This window comes from Marinobacter sp. (genome assembly GCF_048269445.1).
Classification (GTDB): Bacteria; Pseudomonadota; Gammaproteobacteria; order Pseudomonadales; family Oleiphilaceae; genus Marinobacter.
Genome location: NZ_JBLXIQ010000005.1, coordinates 229641 through 244623, shown reverse-complemented (window position 1 = coordinate 244623; position 14983 = coordinate 229641). Strand labels below are relative to the sequence as shown.

14 protein-coding genes and 1 pseudogene are annotated in these 14983 nt (G+C 57.9%); 9 read left to right on the top strand and 6 right to left on the bottom strand.

Annotated features, from left to right (window positions below):
- Positions 1-189 precede the first annotated feature (189 nt).
- Together ACN0XM_RS12640 and dauA are read right to left on the bottom strand one after the other, a co-directional pair.
- Positions 190-2136 (bottom strand): CASTOR/POLLUX-related putative ion channel, encoded by a 1947-nt coding sequence (locus tag ACN0XM_RS12640; RefSeq protein WP_417567297.1) that lies wholly within the window; start codon positions 2134-2136, stop codon positions 190-192.
- Positions 2137-2223: 87 nt separating this feature from the next.
- Positions 2224-3960, bottom strand: coding sequence for a C4-dicarboxylic acid transporter DauA (gene dauA, locus ACN0XM_RS12635; RefSeq protein WP_417567296.1), 1737 nt, complete (start codon positions 3958-3960; stop codon positions 2224-2226).
- 125 nt (positions 3961-4085) lie between these two features.
- Between dauA and ACN0XM_RS12630 the strand changes: the two genes are divergently transcribed.
- A complete protein-coding gene (locus tag ACN0XM_RS12630) occupies positions 4086-4265 on the top strand; it encodes a CopG family transcriptional regulator (protein WP_417567295.1) in 180 nt (59 codons plus the stop codon).
- Between the two features lie 25 nt (positions 4266-4290).
- Complete coding sequence (locus ACN0XM_RS12625) at positions 4291-5295, top strand: ChaN family lipoprotein (RefSeq protein ID WP_417567294.1); 1005 nt, start codon at positions 4291-4293, stop codon at positions 5293-5295.
- Positions 5296-5311: 16 nt separating this feature from the next.
- On the opposite strand, the gene ACN0XM_RS12620 is transcribed toward ACN0XM_RS12625, so the two are convergent.
- A complete protein-coding gene (locus ACN0XM_RS12620; RefSeq protein ID WP_417567417.1) occupies positions 5312-5836 on the bottom strand; it encodes a macro domain-containing protein in 525 nt (174 codons plus the stop codon).
- A gap of 106 nt (positions 5837-5942) precedes the next feature.
- Here ACN0XM_RS12620 and ACN0XM_RS12615 point away from each other — a divergent pair, with 106 nt between their 5' ends.
- Positions 5943-6653: an SIMPL domain-containing protein gene (locus ACN0XM_RS12615; protein ID WP_417567293.1), complete on the top strand. Its 711-nt coding sequence runs from the start codon at positions 5943-5945 to the stop codon at positions 6651-6653.
- Between the two features lie 9 nt (positions 6654-6662).
- Here ACN0XM_RS12615 and ACN0XM_RS12610 read toward each other — a convergent pair whose 3' ends face one another.
- Positions 6663-7730 (bottom strand): beta-N-acetylglucosaminidase domain-containing protein, encoded by a 1068-nt coding sequence (locus ACN0XM_RS12610; RefSeq protein WP_417567292.1) that lies wholly within the window; start codon positions 7728-7730, stop codon positions 6663-6665.
- Between the two features lie 129 nt (positions 7731-7859).
- On the opposite strand from ACN0XM_RS12610, the gene ACN0XM_RS12605 reads away from it, so the two are divergent.
- From ACN0XM_RS12605 to ACN0XM_RS12580, 6 genes are all read left to right on the top strand, one after another.
- Positions 7860-8318, top strand: a complete 459-nt coding sequence (locus ACN0XM_RS12605; RefSeq protein WP_417567291.1) for an ATPase — start codon at positions 7860-7862, stop codon at positions 8316-8318.
- Between the two features lie 145 nt (positions 8319-8463).
- Entirely contained in the window at positions 8464-9540 is a 1077-nt protein-coding gene (locus ACN0XM_RS12600; protein WP_417567290.1) for a TRAP transporter substrate-binding protein, read from the top strand.
- Positions 9541-9640: 100 nt separating this feature from the next.
- A complete protein-coding gene (locus tag ACN0XM_RS12595) occupies positions 9641-10186 on the top strand; it encodes a TRAP transporter small permease subunit (RefSeq protein WP_417567289.1) in 546 nt (181 codons plus the stop codon).
- Positions 10183-11478 (top strand): TRAP transporter large permease, encoded by a 1296-nt coding sequence (locus ACN0XM_RS12590; protein WP_417567288.1) that lies wholly within the window; start codon positions 10183-10185, stop codon positions 11476-11478. The genes ACN0XM_RS12595 and ACN0XM_RS12590 overlap by 4 nt, the downstream gene beginning before the upstream one ends.
- A gap of 237 nt (positions 11479-11715) precedes the next feature.
- Positions 11716-13029: a class I SAM-dependent methyltransferase gene (locus ACN0XM_RS12585; protein WP_417567287.1), complete on the top strand. Its 1314-nt coding sequence runs from the start codon at positions 11716-11718 to the stop codon at positions 13027-13029.
- Complete coding sequence (locus tag ACN0XM_RS12580; RefSeq protein WP_417567286.1) at positions 13029-14153, top strand: NAD(P)/FAD-dependent oxidoreductase; 1125 nt, start codon at positions 13029-13031, stop codon at positions 14151-14153. Before ACN0XM_RS12585 ends, ACN0XM_RS12580 begins: the two co-directional genes overlap by 1 nt.
- Here the strand turns inward: ACN0XM_RS12580 and ACN0XM_RS12575 are convergent.
- Together ACN0XM_RS12575 and ACN0XM_RS12570 are read right to left on the bottom strand one after the other, a co-directional pair.
- Positions 14083-14409 (bottom strand): annotated as a pseudogene (locus ACN0XM_RS12575) (choice-of-anchor I domain-containing protein); the annotation flags it as partial. The gene ACN0XM_RS12580 and the pseudogene ACN0XM_RS12575 overlap by 71 nt on opposite strands.
- 88 nt (positions 14410-14497) lie before the next feature.
- Positions 14498-14971, bottom strand: a complete 474-nt coding sequence (locus tag ACN0XM_RS12570) for a Dps family protein (protein WP_417567285.1) — start codon at positions 14969-14971, stop codon at positions 14498-14500.
- Between the last annotated feature and the right edge of the window lie 12 nt (positions 14972-14983).

Here is a 14983-nt window from a genome sequence, read left to right as displayed (position 1 = left end):
ACTGCAACTTCCGAAGCCAACAATCTGCTCACTTTTTGAGCTAAGCGCTGACGTTGGTGGTTACTTTAGTGGTTTCGAATTTATAATTGAAATTTATATAATCTATTTTCGGCATTTTTCTGGTGAATACCAGCCGGCCGGCAACGAAGGTCGCTAACCTGCCCTCAATCCGCCAACCGGGAAGCCACCTCAGGTCAGGCAAAGCACCACCAACCGGTCGCCGGGCTGTAGCTCAAGATACTGTTTACGGGGCGGGTTCAGCTGCAAATGTCGGCCACGGTCGTCGGGTTGATTCCTGTAGACACCCAGCGCCAGCTCACCCTCCACCGCAAGGCTCTTTTCCAATAACTGGAAGGTGACACTGGCGGGCAATGGGTAGTCCCGGGGATCCCGGAACTGGATCTCGGCTCCGCCAACAGTGAACAGTTCGTCCAGAACCACGCGAAGCTCACGCCTCAGGGCGACCTGCGCCAGCACATGGCTCAGGATCATCGGGCTGATGAGCATTTCACTCCGGTGACCATACAGAAGGTGCCGGTTGTCCGGGTCGCTCAACTCCATGATCAGCTGCGGCCGTTTCGGTGAGTCGGCCAGAATGTCCTCAAGCTGCAGATACCCGACCATGGCCCGGGCATCAGCCTCCTCTCCCGAAGCCAGTCGATCGCTGCTCAGAAGGATGATGGTATCGTAGCTGGCTGGTTGAATCCGGCGAAGCTCCCCCTCCACCATGTAGTCCGCCTCGATATGGCTACAGGCAACCCGGCTTCGATCTTCAACATACCGGGCAATAGCCTGTTCCCGCTCGTCTTTCGGTACGACGGAAACAAGGTTCAGTTCGAAGCTGCGATGGCCGTAACTTTCAAACTCAGCCACCAGGCTCGGAACCCGCCGATTCCAGCCAAGTACCAGCACACGGTGATTCTTCTGGTCCGCCGGACGCGCCACGCGGACTGCCTTGGGCCGGGCAATTGCCGGTATTGCCGGCTTTTTCGGGTCGGGTTCGGTCTCGGCGTAATCCCGGGCCATCATCACCACCCGGTCCTCTTTGTCGATCCGCGTGTCGGACGGCGCCAGCAGGCAAACCTCCCACCCAGCCACGCCATGCTTCAGCACGCCCAGCACAATCACCTCAGGCCGTGCTGCCGCCAGCTCTTCGAGGGTAAGCCCTGCCACTGACTCGCCACCCCGGATATAGATTTCATTGCCGTCACCGGCGGTAAGCAACTCGTTATAGATTTCCGACAGGCCCGGATGAAGGATGTTCTGAACCATCAACCGGCTGATGGTGGCATCGCCGGCAACCACTTCCACCGCCCCTGGGTACGCCCGCTCAATCACCGGCAGTTTTCTGACATCCTGGATCTCTGCCACCACGAACGGTAACGAAGTCTGCAGATACCGGGCCTGTGCGGCAATGGAGAGCAATGCCTTGACTGTTTCCACGTCGGATGTCACCAGACTGCCCGCCTCATGAGTCGCGCTGGGTACAATCACCGCTGCGGCATCCAGACAGGCCACCCGATGAAGGGCATCCGGCTGAATCGCGGACCCTGAGCGCAGAATGATCTGCCGGGCCCGGCGGCCAATGCCGGGCTCGTTGCGCAATTCGTGAACCTGTGTTGCCGAAGCTTCTTCAGACAGCACAACCAGATTCAGCCTCTGGGTAGCGTGCTTTTCCAGAAACCGGCGCATGCGACCGCTTGAGCCCAGTAATTCCGACAACAACGGCAGGGTCTGGCTGGTCCAGCCCAGCACCACCACATGGTTTTTCAGGGTCACCGGCGTGAGTCCGCGCTCGAGGTCTGCCATTTTGGCAATCAACCACCGAGTCAGGATCGCCACCAGGGTACCCATGAACACCACATAGCCGCTGATGGTCAGCAGGGTTGAGACAAACCGCTGCCAGGTACCCACATCGTCACCCAGGTAGCCGGGATCAGTCAGTCGCAGGAACGCCCACCAGATGGCCGAGCCCGGGTCCTCAAAGTCCCCGCCCTGAGGCACCACCAGCAGGCCGCCGACGAGTGAGATCAGGCCGATAAACACACCAACGACCAGGAGCTGAAACCCGGCTCCTTTGACCAGTTGGCGCTCTAGAATGAATTTCAGGCGGTCGATCAACCGAAAAGGCAACATGGCATTCCTCTTGTCCACGATGTGTTGGTCGCCTAAGGGTAAACCATCGGGAGCCTTTGGGAATCAACGATTTGCCTTGTGATCCGATCAGGCTGGCGACGGGCTGTTGCTGATCAGTCGCAATGCCTCTTCCAGCGAGGGGGTGAATCGGCTGACACCTGCTACTGGCTTGACCCCAGCCCGGGCCAGGGTCCTCAGTGGCTGGAACTGCAGATCAGCAATTATGATCTGGGTTCCGTCCCGCTGGCAGGTGGTGATCAACTTGTTCAGGGCAGACAGGCCACCGGCATCGAGAATGGTGACACCGTCCATGTACAGGATCAGGCCGCGGGCATTTCGGGACAGCTCTGCCAGCTCTCCGAAAATCCGGTCGGCGGCCGCAAAGAACAGGGGGCCGTTGATCTTGAACACCTGCCAGCCTTCAGGCAGATCCGCATCCGCTATACGCCTGTTCGGGGTGATATCCGTCACCTTGGTCATCTGGGCCATTTCACGCATGAACAGCACCGCTGCCAGCAGGATTCCGGTGGTAATCGCGATCACCATGTCGAGCGCCACTGTGAGCGAAAAGCAGGTCAGAAAAACAAGGATATCGCTGCGAGGAGCGGTTTTCAGCAGATGAATGGACTTGGGCGCCTCACTCATATTCCAGGCCACCATCATCAGCAGAGCAGCCATGGCCGGCATGGGCAAATAGGCCAGCAGGCCGGCGAGGGATACCAGCGCCAGCAACACCACCAGAGAATGAACCATCGCGGAAACCGGGGATTCGGCACCGGCCCGGTAATTGGCCGCGGAACGCGCAATAGCAGCAGTAGCGGTAATTCCACCAAAAAAAGGCGTAATGATGTTGCCGAGGCCCTGCCCCATCAATTCACTGTTGGCACTGTGGCGTTTGCCGGTCATGCCATCGAGTACCACCGCGCACAGCAGGGATTCGATCGCACCGAGCATGGCGATGGCGAATGCCGCAGGCAGTAGTTCCCGGACCAGGGTCCAGGACAGCCCGATCGGTTCGCCGGAGGCCCCCATCTGCTGCCACGGCCAGGCGAACTCGGGCAAAAAGGGCGGAATGCCGGCCCCCGTACTTCCATCCGGCAACAGATAACTGAACCTTGAGCCGATGGTTTCGATAGATGCGCCGTTGGCATTGAACCAAAGGGCGAGCAGGCTACCGACAATGACAGCCGGGAGGTGCGGCGGCACCGGGGTTTTCAGTCGGGACCAGAGCAACATCACCGCAAGGGTTACGCCGGCCACCAGGGTGCTCATCCCATCCAGTTCCGGCAGTGCGCTGGCCAGCACCGCCAGCTTATCCCAGTAGTATTCCGGCATATCGCCAACCGGCAGGCCAAAAAAATCCCCAACCTGAAGCGTGGCGATCACCACCGCAATGCCACCGGTGAACCCCAGGGTGACGGATTCGGGAATGTACTCAATAAACCGACCCAGACGCATCAAGGCCATAATGATCAGCAACACGCCCGACATCAGCGTTGCCAGCAGCAAACCGCCCAGACCGTAGGTCTGGGCGATCGGGTATAAAATGACAACAAAGGCAGCGGTGGGGCCCGATATACTGAAGCGGCTGCCGCCTGTCAGGGCAATCACAAAGCCACCAATGATCGCGGTATAAAGCCCGTATTGCGGCGCAACACCACTTGCGATAGCCAGAGCCATCGCCAGCGGAATGGCAATAACCCCCACCGTGACACCGGCCATTACATCCCGGAGCAAGCGGCGTCCGCTGTAGCGCTCGTCGATGCAGGCTTCGCGAAGGGCGTGGGCCAGGCGTAATGAAAACAGGTGCGCGCGGTGAGGCATGAAGGTCTCGTTTATTGCAACATATCAGGTTACATTATATGCTCACTTAATCCACATTCAATGTTAATCTGATTAACATACGTGAGACATATCAACGTGACCTTTGAGAGAGAAATGAGTTTCCCATGGAAAACCGCACTGCCCGTCTCACACTGCTGATCGACCCGGACAAAAAGGCCGTATTTGAAGAACTCTGCAAGCAGGAGGACGTAACGCCGTCCCAGAAAGTCCGACAGTTTATCCGGGAATACGTCGAGGAAAGGCTGGGACCAGACTGGCGCGAAGATCGCAAAAACAGATCCTGATGAAAGCCGGAGCGTACTGATTGCAATGAAACCTCTCGCGCCCACCCTGTTATTCACCACCCTGTTTGTCCTGAACGGTTGCACCGCCATGCCCTCGACCAGCAGTCCGAAAAATCTCACCATGCCGCAAACCCTTTACGACGCCCGGATCGTTGAACCGGAAAGCGGCGCCGTTCTCACTCCGGAACAGCTGGCTCGGCGCCTCGCTGAAACGGATGTCGTGATCGTAGGCGAATATCACGGGCACCAGGGTTCGCATTTGCTGCAATCCCGGCTTCAGACGGCGCTCTATCGGCAGCAGCCCAGGCAGATCCTGTCCATGGAACAGTTCAATCTGGACCATCAGCCTGAACTGGACCGGTACCTGCAGGGCGAGACAGGAGAAACGGAAATGATTGAAGACGCCGCGGCCTGGGACAATTACCGGGCGTCCTACCGGCCCCTGGTGGAATTTGCCCGCCAGAAGAACCTGCCAGTCATTGCTGCCAATGCCCCGGCGGATGTTGTCCGCTGTGTCGGGCGCAAGGGGCCCTCCTATCTCGACAAGGTTCCCGAGAGCATCCGGCAGGGAATGCCCTCAGAGCCATTCATGGACACTCCCGCTTACCGTGAGAAGTTTGCAGATGCCATTGGCGCAAGCCACCGGGGCGACAGCACCATGAACGAACGTATGGAGAACACCTACAAGGCCCAGTTGCTGCGGGATAACACTATGGCTGAGCGTATTCTCGAGGCCAGAACCCGGTTTCCTGGGCATCAGATACTCCACCTGACCGGCACCTTCCATAGTGAAGACGGGCTGGGAACCGTGGCATTACTTAAACAGCGGGCGCCAACGCTTTCCGTTGCCGTCATCAGCCCGGCGTTCTGGCCGGCAATCGATACCCGCCCTCCCCTGGACCAGAATCGGTCGAAAGGCGATTTCCTCTATTTTATCCAGCCACTGCCCGACGAATTCAAGGATTCGGGGCGTGAACGCGAAGCCATGATGGCCCGCTTTCAGCGCTCCACCAGCAAAACCTGTGACTGACGAGCGATCACTGCTATTAATCTGATAGCGCTGACTCTAGCGCTTCCTGAAACACCGACAGATCCTGATCACTGAACAGGACAAACCGTATCAGGCGCACGGAGCCGAGGGATGGGAGGGTATCGGCCAACGCTTTCATCGCTACGGAGGCCGCATCGGCCAACGGATACCCGAACACTCCGGTGGAAATGGCGGGAAAAGCAACCGACGCGAGGCCGTTATGATCAGCAAGTAGCAGTGCGTTCCGATAACATTCCGCCAGCAACCGGTCCGAAGGCTCATCCACGCCATACACCGGCCCCAGGCAATGAATCACATGGCGATTCGGCAGGTTATGGGCGGAGCTGATCACCGCTTCGCCGGGACTGATCGGTGCCAGGGCCCGGCATTCCTCCGCCAGCCCCGGTCCGGCGGCACCGTGGATCGCTCCGGCAACGCCACTGCCCGGCAAAAGTTGCGCATTGGCGGCATTGACCACAGCATCCATATCGGGCTGCACGGCTATGTTGCCCTTTACACACTCAACCCTCACACCTGTCATCATTTTCCCCTTTTCGCCGCTACCGCGAAACGCTAGTCTTGACCCTGATCTTCAGGATAGCAACCGGCCAACAGGCTTGCCGGTGATACGACACAGGGACACCCTCATGAAAGTTCTTGCCTCTCTGATCCTTGGCATCAGCGCCATCATCTCGGCTTCACTGATCAGCAATGGCCTCACCGACCTGCGCACCGGCGACCGGTATGTGACCGTCAAGGGCGTGGCCGAGCGGGAAGTGAATGCCAATCTGGCGCTGTGGCCCATCCGGTTCGTCGCCACCGGGGACTCCCTGAGCGAGGTCCAGAACAAGGCCAGGAGCAGCCGCGATGCCATCATGGCGTTCCTGAAACTGCAGGCCATTGATGAGAGTGCCGTTGAGCTTCAGCGCCTGGACGTGACTGACACCCGGGCGAATCCCTACCAGGGCAACAACGGCGAACAGCAATTCATTATCAGTCAGACCCTGATGGTGCGCAGCACCGATATCGACAAGATCCGCCAGGCCGCTCAGGGTGTCAGTGAGCTGGTGGACTCGGGCGTGGTCCTGTCCTCGGATTATGGCCCCTCCGGCCCCACCTACCTGTTTAACGGGCTGAATAACATCAAGCCAGACATGATTGCCGAGGCCACCGCCTCCGCCCGGGAGGCCGCAGACCAGTTCGCCAAAGACGCCACCGCGGAGCTCGGTGGCCTGCGCCGGGCCAATCAGGGCGTGTTCCAGATACTTGCCCGGGATCAGGCACCGGGCGTCATGGAAGGGCAACAGCCGATCAAAACGGTCCGGGTGGTGTCAACGGTGGAGTATTACCTCCGATAGCCGGCAGGATTACTGGGTCGCTACCATTTCATCGGTTACCTGATATTCCCCGGCCAACCAGCGCAGAATCTCATTGGCTGCGGGGTGGTCAAACGCATCGTAGGTATGCTGCAGGCTCTGCCGCTTCTCGTCGGAGATCCGGCTCAGGCCGGCATCCTGGAGCACCAGCAAATCGGCATGAATCTGCGCCGCCAGCTCCCTTCCGAGCACCTCCCGGGCCGCGTGACGAAACGCCTGGCCATACTGGTAAAAGGGCCCCAGACGGTAGGACTCAGCGAGCGTGATCGCCGGGATGGCGGTCAGGGTTGGCTGCAGGGCCGGATTGATACCATGGCCAGCCAGGTGGGCCGCATTGGCTGCCGGTCTTCCGGTGAAGGCGCGCAGGTGCAGATGTTGCGACATCCGGTCGCCGTCATTGACCGGGTAATTGTCCCAGAGCACCGGCTTGCGCCGGAGCAGATCGCCGATCCGTTTCAGGTGGCCGGGGGAAACCTCCCGGGAACAGACCTCCTCCCCGGTCCAGAATACGTTGACCGAATGGTCCAGCTTGCGCCCCAGAGTTTCGAGGTAGTCCGCCGGGCGCTCACCGAACACCCGGTCCAGTACCGGATCGTCGGAATAATAACTTGGACAAACGCTCAGTTGCTTGACAGTTGTGCGCTCTCGAATCCAGTCCACAATGTCGACCTGGGTGCCCGCGAGATCCGGCGTATCCGCCCGCATGTCGTCAAACAGGATGGCCAGCTCATCGATACCTAGACGCTCCAGAAGCTCAAGTTTATGAGCCAGGGCCGTGCGGGCCTCGTCGTCAAACCGGTTGAAGATTTCGAATGGGCTCAGGCCCACACCGAAGCGGACACCTTCCTGCCGGCAAAACCGGGCAAACTCAGCCAGCTCCGAGGAAATGGCGGGCGGATGCGGCTGCTGCCACTTGCGGCGCAGAAAAACATCGGCTTTCGGAGCATACAGATAGAAACCGTAACCGTGGGGCGCCAGGGTGTGAACCAGTTGTCGGCGTTCCTGCCACGTCCACAGGGGACCGTAGAATCCTTCAATAATTCCCAGTGTCGTTGTCATGGTGCTGCCCCGCTTCTTCTGTTGCCCGGACCTCAAGCATCCATTCCACGTATCCAATAATCAACAATTTTGACTAGACTATAAGTTACCATCGACTATTGGGCCCACCTTCCTGCCTGGAGTAATGCAATGGAGATAAAAACCTTCGAAGATCTGATCGACTGGACCCGACAGCTTCACGCGCACCTGGCCCGGTGCCTGCACGAGTCCGCCGGCCGGAACAAGGACGAACGGGCCAGTGCTCTGCTGGACTATCTTTCCAGCCATGAAAGCTTGCTGGAAAAAGCCGTCAGTGAGTTCGAAAAACAGGCCGACCCGAAGGCGATGAAGACCCGCCTTTACGATTATTTGAATCACAAACCGATCAAGGCAAACCAGGCCTGTGACATCCGGTACGCAGACCTGGATTTCAAAGACATCGCCCGGGAAATCTTCCAGTTCCATGATCAGGTAATGGACCTCTACGACTCGCTGATCGGCAAAGCAGAAATCCCTGAGGCCAAGTCACTCCTGGAGGATTTGCTGGCCCTTGAGGAACATGAAGCCATGCGGCTCGCCAGCCAGATTGGCCGGATGGACGACCTCTAGCCCGCTGTACGACCTAGGTCGTACAGCGGGCGGTTTTGATTTCGTTTTTCAACGATAATTGCTAACGTAATCGGGAATCCGGAGTTGTTTTGCCCCACGAGGGGAAACGCTCGACCCACAAAAACGATAAGAGGATTGAAGAGCAATGAAGATCCGTTCTGTTCTTTCCGCGGCTGTGTTGGCTGTGGCTGCAACCTTTGCCTCCACACAGGCGCTCGCCCAAGATACCTTTACTCTCCGCCTCGCAGAAACCTGGGGGCCAAACTTCCCGATTTTCGGTGACACCACCAAGCGCATGGCCGAACTGGCCGAAGAGATGTCCGATGGTCGCCTGCGCATCCGCATCGATTCCGCCAACAAGCACAAAGCACCTCTGGGTGTGTTTGACATGGTCAAAGCCGGCCAGTATGACATGGGCCACTCTGCATCCTACTACTGGAAAGGCAAGGTTCCGGAAACCCTGTTTTTCACCAGCATGCCCTTTGGGATGACTGCCATTGAGCAGTATGCCTGGTTCTACCATGGCGAAGGCATGGAGCTGATGCAGGAAGTCTACGCACCCCACAAAATGCTCTCTTTCCCGGGTGGCAACACCGGCGTTCAGATGGGTGGCTGGTTCCGCAAAGAAATCAAATCTCTGGAAGACCTGCAGGGCCTCAAGATGCGTATCCCCGGCTTTGCGGGTGAAGTCTTCGCCGAAGTGGGTGTCAGCCCGACCAACATCCCCCCAGGCGAGCTTTACACCGCGCTTGAGCGCAACACTATTGATGCGGTTGAGTGGGTAGGCCCAGCCCTGGATCTTCGTCTGGGCTTCCAGCAGATCGCTGACTACTACTACACCGGTTGGCACGAGCCTGCCACCGAGCTGCAGTTCCTGGTCAACAAGGATACCTGGGACAAGCTGCCTGCCGACCTCCAGGCAATTCTGAAGACTGCCATGCGCGTATCAGCCTACGACATGCTGGTCCAATCCCAGCACGCCAATGCGGACGCCTGGGCAAACATCAAGGAAGAGCATCCGAATGTCCAGATCAAGCAGTTCCCCAAGGACGTTTTCCAGGCCATGTACAAGGCCAACAAAAAACTGCTGAAAGAAACTGCTGAAGGTAGCGAGCAGGCGGCACGCATCATCGAGTCCCAGGAAGAGTATCTCCAAAAGACTCGCGCCTACACGGACATCTCTACCCGCGCCTATCTCAACACGATGGCCGAAGTCGAGTAAGATATCGACTGAAAAGGAGCCGGGATCGCTCTCAGAGTGGTCCCGGTTTTGTTGTTTATAGCAATTGAAAATCGCCAACCCGGTTGGCGGAGGACCTGTAATGCGCTGGATTATCAAACTGGATGAGGGCCTGGCCCGCCTCTCCAATCTCTGCGGCTGGGTGGCCTGTGTGGCCATGATACTGATGGCCGCCAACGTATTTTTCGACGTCGTGGCTCGCTACGCGTTCAATGAAGTGTCCATCGGTATGCAGGAGATGGAGTGGCACCTGTACTCGGTGGTCTTCATGTTGGGCATTCCCTACGCTCTGCGCACCGACGGCCACGTCCGGGTGGATGTTCTCTACACCAAATGGAGCAACAAGACCAAAGCCTGGGTCAATCTGGTGGGGGCATTCATCTTCGTGATTCCGTTTGCCTATCTGATCGGCATTTACGGCTACGATTATGCCCTCGATTCCTACAGCATGGGTGAAGGGAGCGGTGACCCGGGCGGCCTGCCCTATCGCTGGATAATTAAATCAGTGATCCCGCTTACGGCGTTTTTCATCGCCGCCTCTGGTCTGAACATGGCGACTTTCGCTCTGCGCGTCATGTCGGGCGAAAAATCCTACGAAGTGGAGCACAGTGCGGGAGGTCTGGCATGATCGGCATGATTATGTTCGTCGTGGCCCTCTTCATGCTGATGGTGGGCTTCCCGGTAGCCTTTACCTTTGGTGGTGTTGCGCTGTTCTTCGGAGTGTTCGCCGAAGGTATGGATCTGTTTGCCTTCATGCCGTTCCGGATCATGAGCGTCATGCAGAACAAAGTGCTCATGGCCGTGCCTCTGTTTATTTTCATGGGCGTGGTGCTGCAGCGTACGCGGCTGGCGGAACAGCTGTTGACCTCCATGGGGCGTCTGTTTGGCGGCCTGCCGGGTGGCCTGGCCATTTCCACCATCCTAGTCGGTGCTTTGCTGGCAGCCTCTACCGGCGTCGTCGGTGCCAGTGTGGTGGCCATGGGCCTGATCTCCTTGCCGGTCATGCTGGCGCATAAATATGACAAGCGCCTGAGCACCGGAACCATCTGCGCCTCCGGCACCCTGGGGCAGATCGTGCCGCCATCCATTATCCTGATCATACTCGGCGACGTGCTCGGCCTGCCGGTGGGTGATCTGTTCAGGGCAGCCGTCATTCCCGGCATCGTACTGGTGGGACTCTATATTGCCTATATCCTCATCCTCACCCGCCTGAAGCCGGAGATGGCTCCAGCCATGCCCGAGATCGCCGGGGTCAGCCGCAAGAAAGAAGTCCTGAATGCGCTGCTGGCCATCATCCCGCCCCTGGCGCTGATTGTGGTGGTTCTCGGCTCTATTTTTACCGGCATCGCAACACCGACCGAATCCTCGGCCCTCGGCGGCGTGGGCGCAGTGGTTCTGGCCATTATTTACCGGCAGTTTTCCTTCCAGATGGTCTGGGACGCCTCCAAGGATACCGTGAAGGTGACCGCCATGGTGTTCGCCATCCTGATCGGCGCTACCGCCTTCTCCATGGTGTTCAGCTACACTGGCGGTGATTACCTGCTGGAGGACTGGCTGCACATGCTGCCCGGTGGGCATTGGGGCTTTATTATCCTCGCCATGCTGGTGATTCTGATCCTCGGCTTCTTCATCGATTTTGTGGAGATTTCGTTCATCATCGTGCCAATCCTGGCGCCGGTGGCCGAAGCCATGGGCATCAACATGCTCTGGTTTGCCATTCTGATCGCCATGAACCTGCAGACGAGCTTCCTGACCCCGCCGTTCGGGTTCGCGCTGTTCTACCTGAAAGGTGTGGCACCACCGGAAGTCCGAACCATCGATATCTATCGGGGTATCATTCCCTTTATCCTGATCCAGATATTGGTGCTGGCCCTGATCGTGGTGTTCCCCGGCTGGTTCGGGATGAGTGCCACCTACTGATCCGCAGTCCGATGCCGGGCCCCACGGGGCCCGGCAATATTGACCAGATACTCCCCCGCTTTTCTGGCACTATTCTCCCCGATAACTCTGTTCCATACCTCTCCCACCTGACAAATCCCGACAATTTTCTATACTGAATACACAACCGGCGATTCTCAGACTGGTTTTCGGGAACCCTGGCGCACGAACGTCGTCGAAAAACATTGATGTTGAGGTTATCAAGGGAGAGCGGAGTCCATGAACCAGAGCACAGCCCGGAAAGTCCCCGACTCGGGGCAAGAAACCAAAAACCATGTCCTGACACTGCCACTGCAAAACACTCATGTTGACCGGTCACCCCATACCTATGAGCGCTGGCTGATTGCCAAGCTCATGCGCATGGCCGGTACTCCGCCGGTTCGGTTCCAGCTCTGGAATGGAGATGTCATCGAACCGGAGGGGCAGCATGCCAGATTCACCCTGTACCTGACCGATCCCAAAGCTCTGTATGCACTGGTCACCAACCCCAATCTGGCCTTTGGTGATTTATACAGTGCCGGGCGGCTGGAAGTGGAAGGGGATTTGCCAGAACTGATGGAGGCCCTTTACCGATCCGTTCACAAGGCCCGTCAGAAATGGCCGAAATGGCTGGAGGCCCTGTGGCGCAATCACACCCCGCGATCCACCGGAATCTCCGAAGCCCGGGAAAACATCCATCACCATTACGACCTGGGGAACGAGTTCTACCAACTCTGGCTCGACAATGCCGAAATGCAATACACCTGCGCCTATTACGAAACCCCGAATCTCAGCCTGGAGCAGGCCCAGCTAGCCAAGCTGGAACACGTCTGCCGCAAACTCCGGCTCAAACCCGGCATGACCGTTGTCGAGGCCGGCTGCGGCTGGGGCGGGCTGGCGCGCTATATGGCCCGTCACTACGGGGTAAAAGTCCACTCCTACAACATCTCCCGGGAACAACTGGACTATGCCCGAAAGGAGGCCCACAAACAGGGGCTTGATCATCTTGTCGAGTATGTTGAGGACGACTACCGCAACATCAGCGGCCAATATGATGCCTTTGTGTCCATCGGCATGCTTGAGCATGTGGGCAAGGAAAACTACGAGACCATGTCCGAGTTGATTAAACGGAGCCTCAAACCCGACGGCATTGCCTTGCTACACAGCATCGGCCGTAATCGCCCGATGCTGATGAATGCCTGGATCGAAAAGCGCATCTTCCCCGGGGCCTACCCTCCGAGCATCGGCGAATTCATGCAGATTTGTGAACACAGCGATTTCTCGGTGCTGGACGTGGAAAACCTGCGCTTGCACTACGCCCAGACCCTCAGCCACTGGATGGAGCGCTTTACCGAAAACGAGGACAAGGTAACGGCCATGTACGATGGGCACTTTACCCGAGCATGGCGTATGTACCTGGCCGGCTCAATGGCGGCGTTCCGTGCAGGTAACCTGCAACTGTTCCAGGTGGTCTTCACCCACAGTGACAATAACCGGCTGCCTCAAAGCCGGCAGGATCTCTACAACTTTCCCGCCGCACCTGAGGAGGGCTGATGGACTATTACGACCTGATCATCGTCGGGGCCGGACCGGCCGGCTCAACCTTGGCCAGCGCTCTGGAAAACAGCGGCAAAAAAGCACTGATCATCGACAAGCAGGACTTTCCGCGGGACAAGACCTGTGCAGGCTGGGTGACCCCGGCAGTGATGGAAACCCTTAACATCGACCTGCGGGAATACGAAACCGGCCGAACCCTGCAGCCCATCCGACGTTTCCGCATTGGCATGATGGGGCAAGCGGCCGTGGAAAACGATCACGGTGATGTGGTTAGTTATGGTATTCGCCGGTGCGAGTTTGACGACTACCTGCTCAGTCGGGTGACCTGTCCGAAGCAACTTGCCACGCCCGTAAAATCGATTGTCCGCAGGGAGGGCAACTGGGTGATTAATGACACCTGGGAAGCGCCCCTGATCGTTGGAGCCGGCGGCCACTTCTGCCCGGTGGCGCGACTGCTAGGCGAGGGGCCCGGGCGCCACGAAACTGTCGTTGCCGCCAAAGAAGTTGAATTCCAGATGACACCGGAGCAGGCCTCGGCCTGCAAGGCCCGGGGTGACACGCCGGAGCTCTGGTTCTGCCGGGACCTCAAAGGCTACGCCTGGGTGTTCCGCAAAGGCAATTACCTCAATGTCGGCCTGGGCCGGGAAGACAACCACAAACTGAGCGACCACCTGCAGGCGTTTGTGGAGGAAATGAAATCAACCGGGCGAATCCCCGCGGACCTGCCCGGACGATTCAAGGGCCACGCCTATCTGCTCTATGCCCATGCCGGGCGGCCATTGGTGGATGATGGCATTTTGCTGATCGGTGACTCGGCCGGCCTTGCCTACACCCAGAGCGGTGAAGGTATCCGCCCGGCCATTGAATCCGCCCTGATGGCAGCCGATGTGATTCGCCACGCCACCGACTATTCTGCCTCTTCGCTGCAGGTCTACGGCGATGCCATTGCCGAACGATTCGGTAACCGTGCGGCCGAAACTGAGCATGCCTGGCAGGCACCCGACTGGGTCAAGACGCCGTTGGCCAGCACGCTGATGCGCTCACACTGGTTTACCCGCAAGGTGGTGACAGAGAAGTGGTTCCTGCATCAGGAAGTGCCGCCTCTGAACATCGCCGTCTGATTCTGCCAACAATAAAAAGCCGGGTGCTGCCAACGGTGACGGCCTCAGGCTCCATATCCTGTGCCAGTGTCGCACCGGCAATACCCGCTGACAGGTCAATACTGCTGACCGAGCCGACCGTGTCATTGGTATAGTCATCGCTGGGCTCCCCTTCATTGGCGACCAGCACTTTCATGCCGTCCCGGGTGAAGGTGACCATATCCGGCAGCGCGCCAAGTGCAACTTCTCCCACATTGCCCAGGTCGGTGGCGTTGTAGGATACGACCTTGCTGCTGTCCTGTTACGCTACAGTGAAAAAAATGGCGGCCTCCGGGGCCGCCATTCAATTGACTGTTTCAGCCAGCTTAGTGACCAAGATAACTGCGATACATCCACACTGTTTTTTCCTGCTGTGAGATATAGTCACTCATCAGCGCCACGGTGCCTTCGTCTTCTGCTTCGCCCGCAAGACTGAGCAGTGCTCGTTGCTTGCCGATCAGTTTGGCAAAGCTCTCTACGATGTTTTCCATGGCTTCCTTACCGTCAGAAACGTCCTTGCGTTCGGGCACCTCGGAGCGCTCAATATAGGTGCTGTAGGCATGCGCAGGACGATGGCCCAGAGTGAGCACCCGCTCAGCGATCTCATCAATCTTCAGCAGCAGGTCGTCGTAGAGTTCTTCAAATTTCACATGCAGCTCGAAAAAGTTGTCACCCTTGATGTTCCAGTGATAGCCGCGAACGTTCATGTAAAAAATCTGATAATTGGACAACAGCTCATTGAGCGAGTCGGCAAGTTTTGCAGTCTTTTCGGTATCCAAACCAATAAAGTTCTTACCCATAGCGTGTCTCCT

Bases quoted from the DNA above. Each gene is read 5' to 3' on its own strand.
- ACN0XM_RS12590 (WP_417567288.1), top strand. From the start codon at position 10,183: ATGATCGGCATGATTATGTTCGTCGTGGCCCTCTTCATGCTGATGGTG.
- ACN0XM_RS12610 (WP_417567292.1), bottom strand. From the start codon at position 7,730: ATGACAACGACACTGGGAATTATTGAAGGATTCTACGGTCCCCTGTGG.
- ACN0XM_RS12625 (WP_417567294.1), top strand. From the start codon at position 4,291: ATGAAACCTCTCGCGCCCACCCTGTTATTCACCACCCTGTTTGTCCTG.
- ACN0XM_RS12630 (WP_417567295.1), top strand. From the start codon at position 4,086: ATGGAAAACCGCACTGCCCGTCTCACACTGCTGATCGACCCGGACAAA.
- ACN0XM_RS12605 (WP_417567291.1), top strand. From the start codon at position 7,860: ATGGAGATAAAAACCTTCGAAGATCTGATCGACTGGACCCGACAGCTT.
- ACN0XM_RS12585 (WP_417567287.1), top strand. From the start codon at position 11,716: ATGAACCAGAGCACAGCCCGGAAAGTCCCCGACTCGGGGCAAGAAACC.
- ACN0XM_RS12600 (WP_417567290.1), top strand. From the start codon at position 8,464: ATGAAGATCCGTTCTGTTCTTTCCGCGGCTGTGTTGGCTGTGGCTGCA.
- ACN0XM_RS12580 (WP_417567286.1), top strand. From the start codon at position 13,029: ATGGACTATTACGACCTGATCATCGTCGGGGCCGGACCGGCCGGCTCA.
- ACN0XM_RS12615 (WP_417567293.1), top strand. From the start codon at position 5,943: ATGAAAGTTCTTGCCTCTCTGATCCTTGGCATCAGCGCCATCATCTCG.
- dauA (WP_417567296.1), bottom strand. From the start codon at position 3,960: ATGCCTCACCGCGCGCACCTGTTTTCATTACGCCTGGCCCACGCCCTT.
- ACN0XM_RS12595 (WP_417567289.1), top strand. From the start codon at position 9,641: ATGCGCTGGATTATCAAACTGGATGAGGGCCTGGCCCGCCTCTCCAAT.
- ACN0XM_RS12640 (WP_417567297.1), bottom strand. From the start codon at position 2,136: ATGTTGCCTTTTCGGTTGATCGACCGCCTGAAATTCATTCTAGAGCGC.
- ACN0XM_RS12570 (WP_417567285.1), bottom strand. From the start codon at position 14,971: ATGGGTAAGAACTTTATTGGTTTGGATACCGAAAAGACTGCAAAACTT.
- ACN0XM_RS12620 (WP_417567417.1), bottom strand. From the start codon at position 5,836: ATGACAGGTGTGAGGGTTGAGTGTGTAAAGGGCAACATAGCCGTGCAG.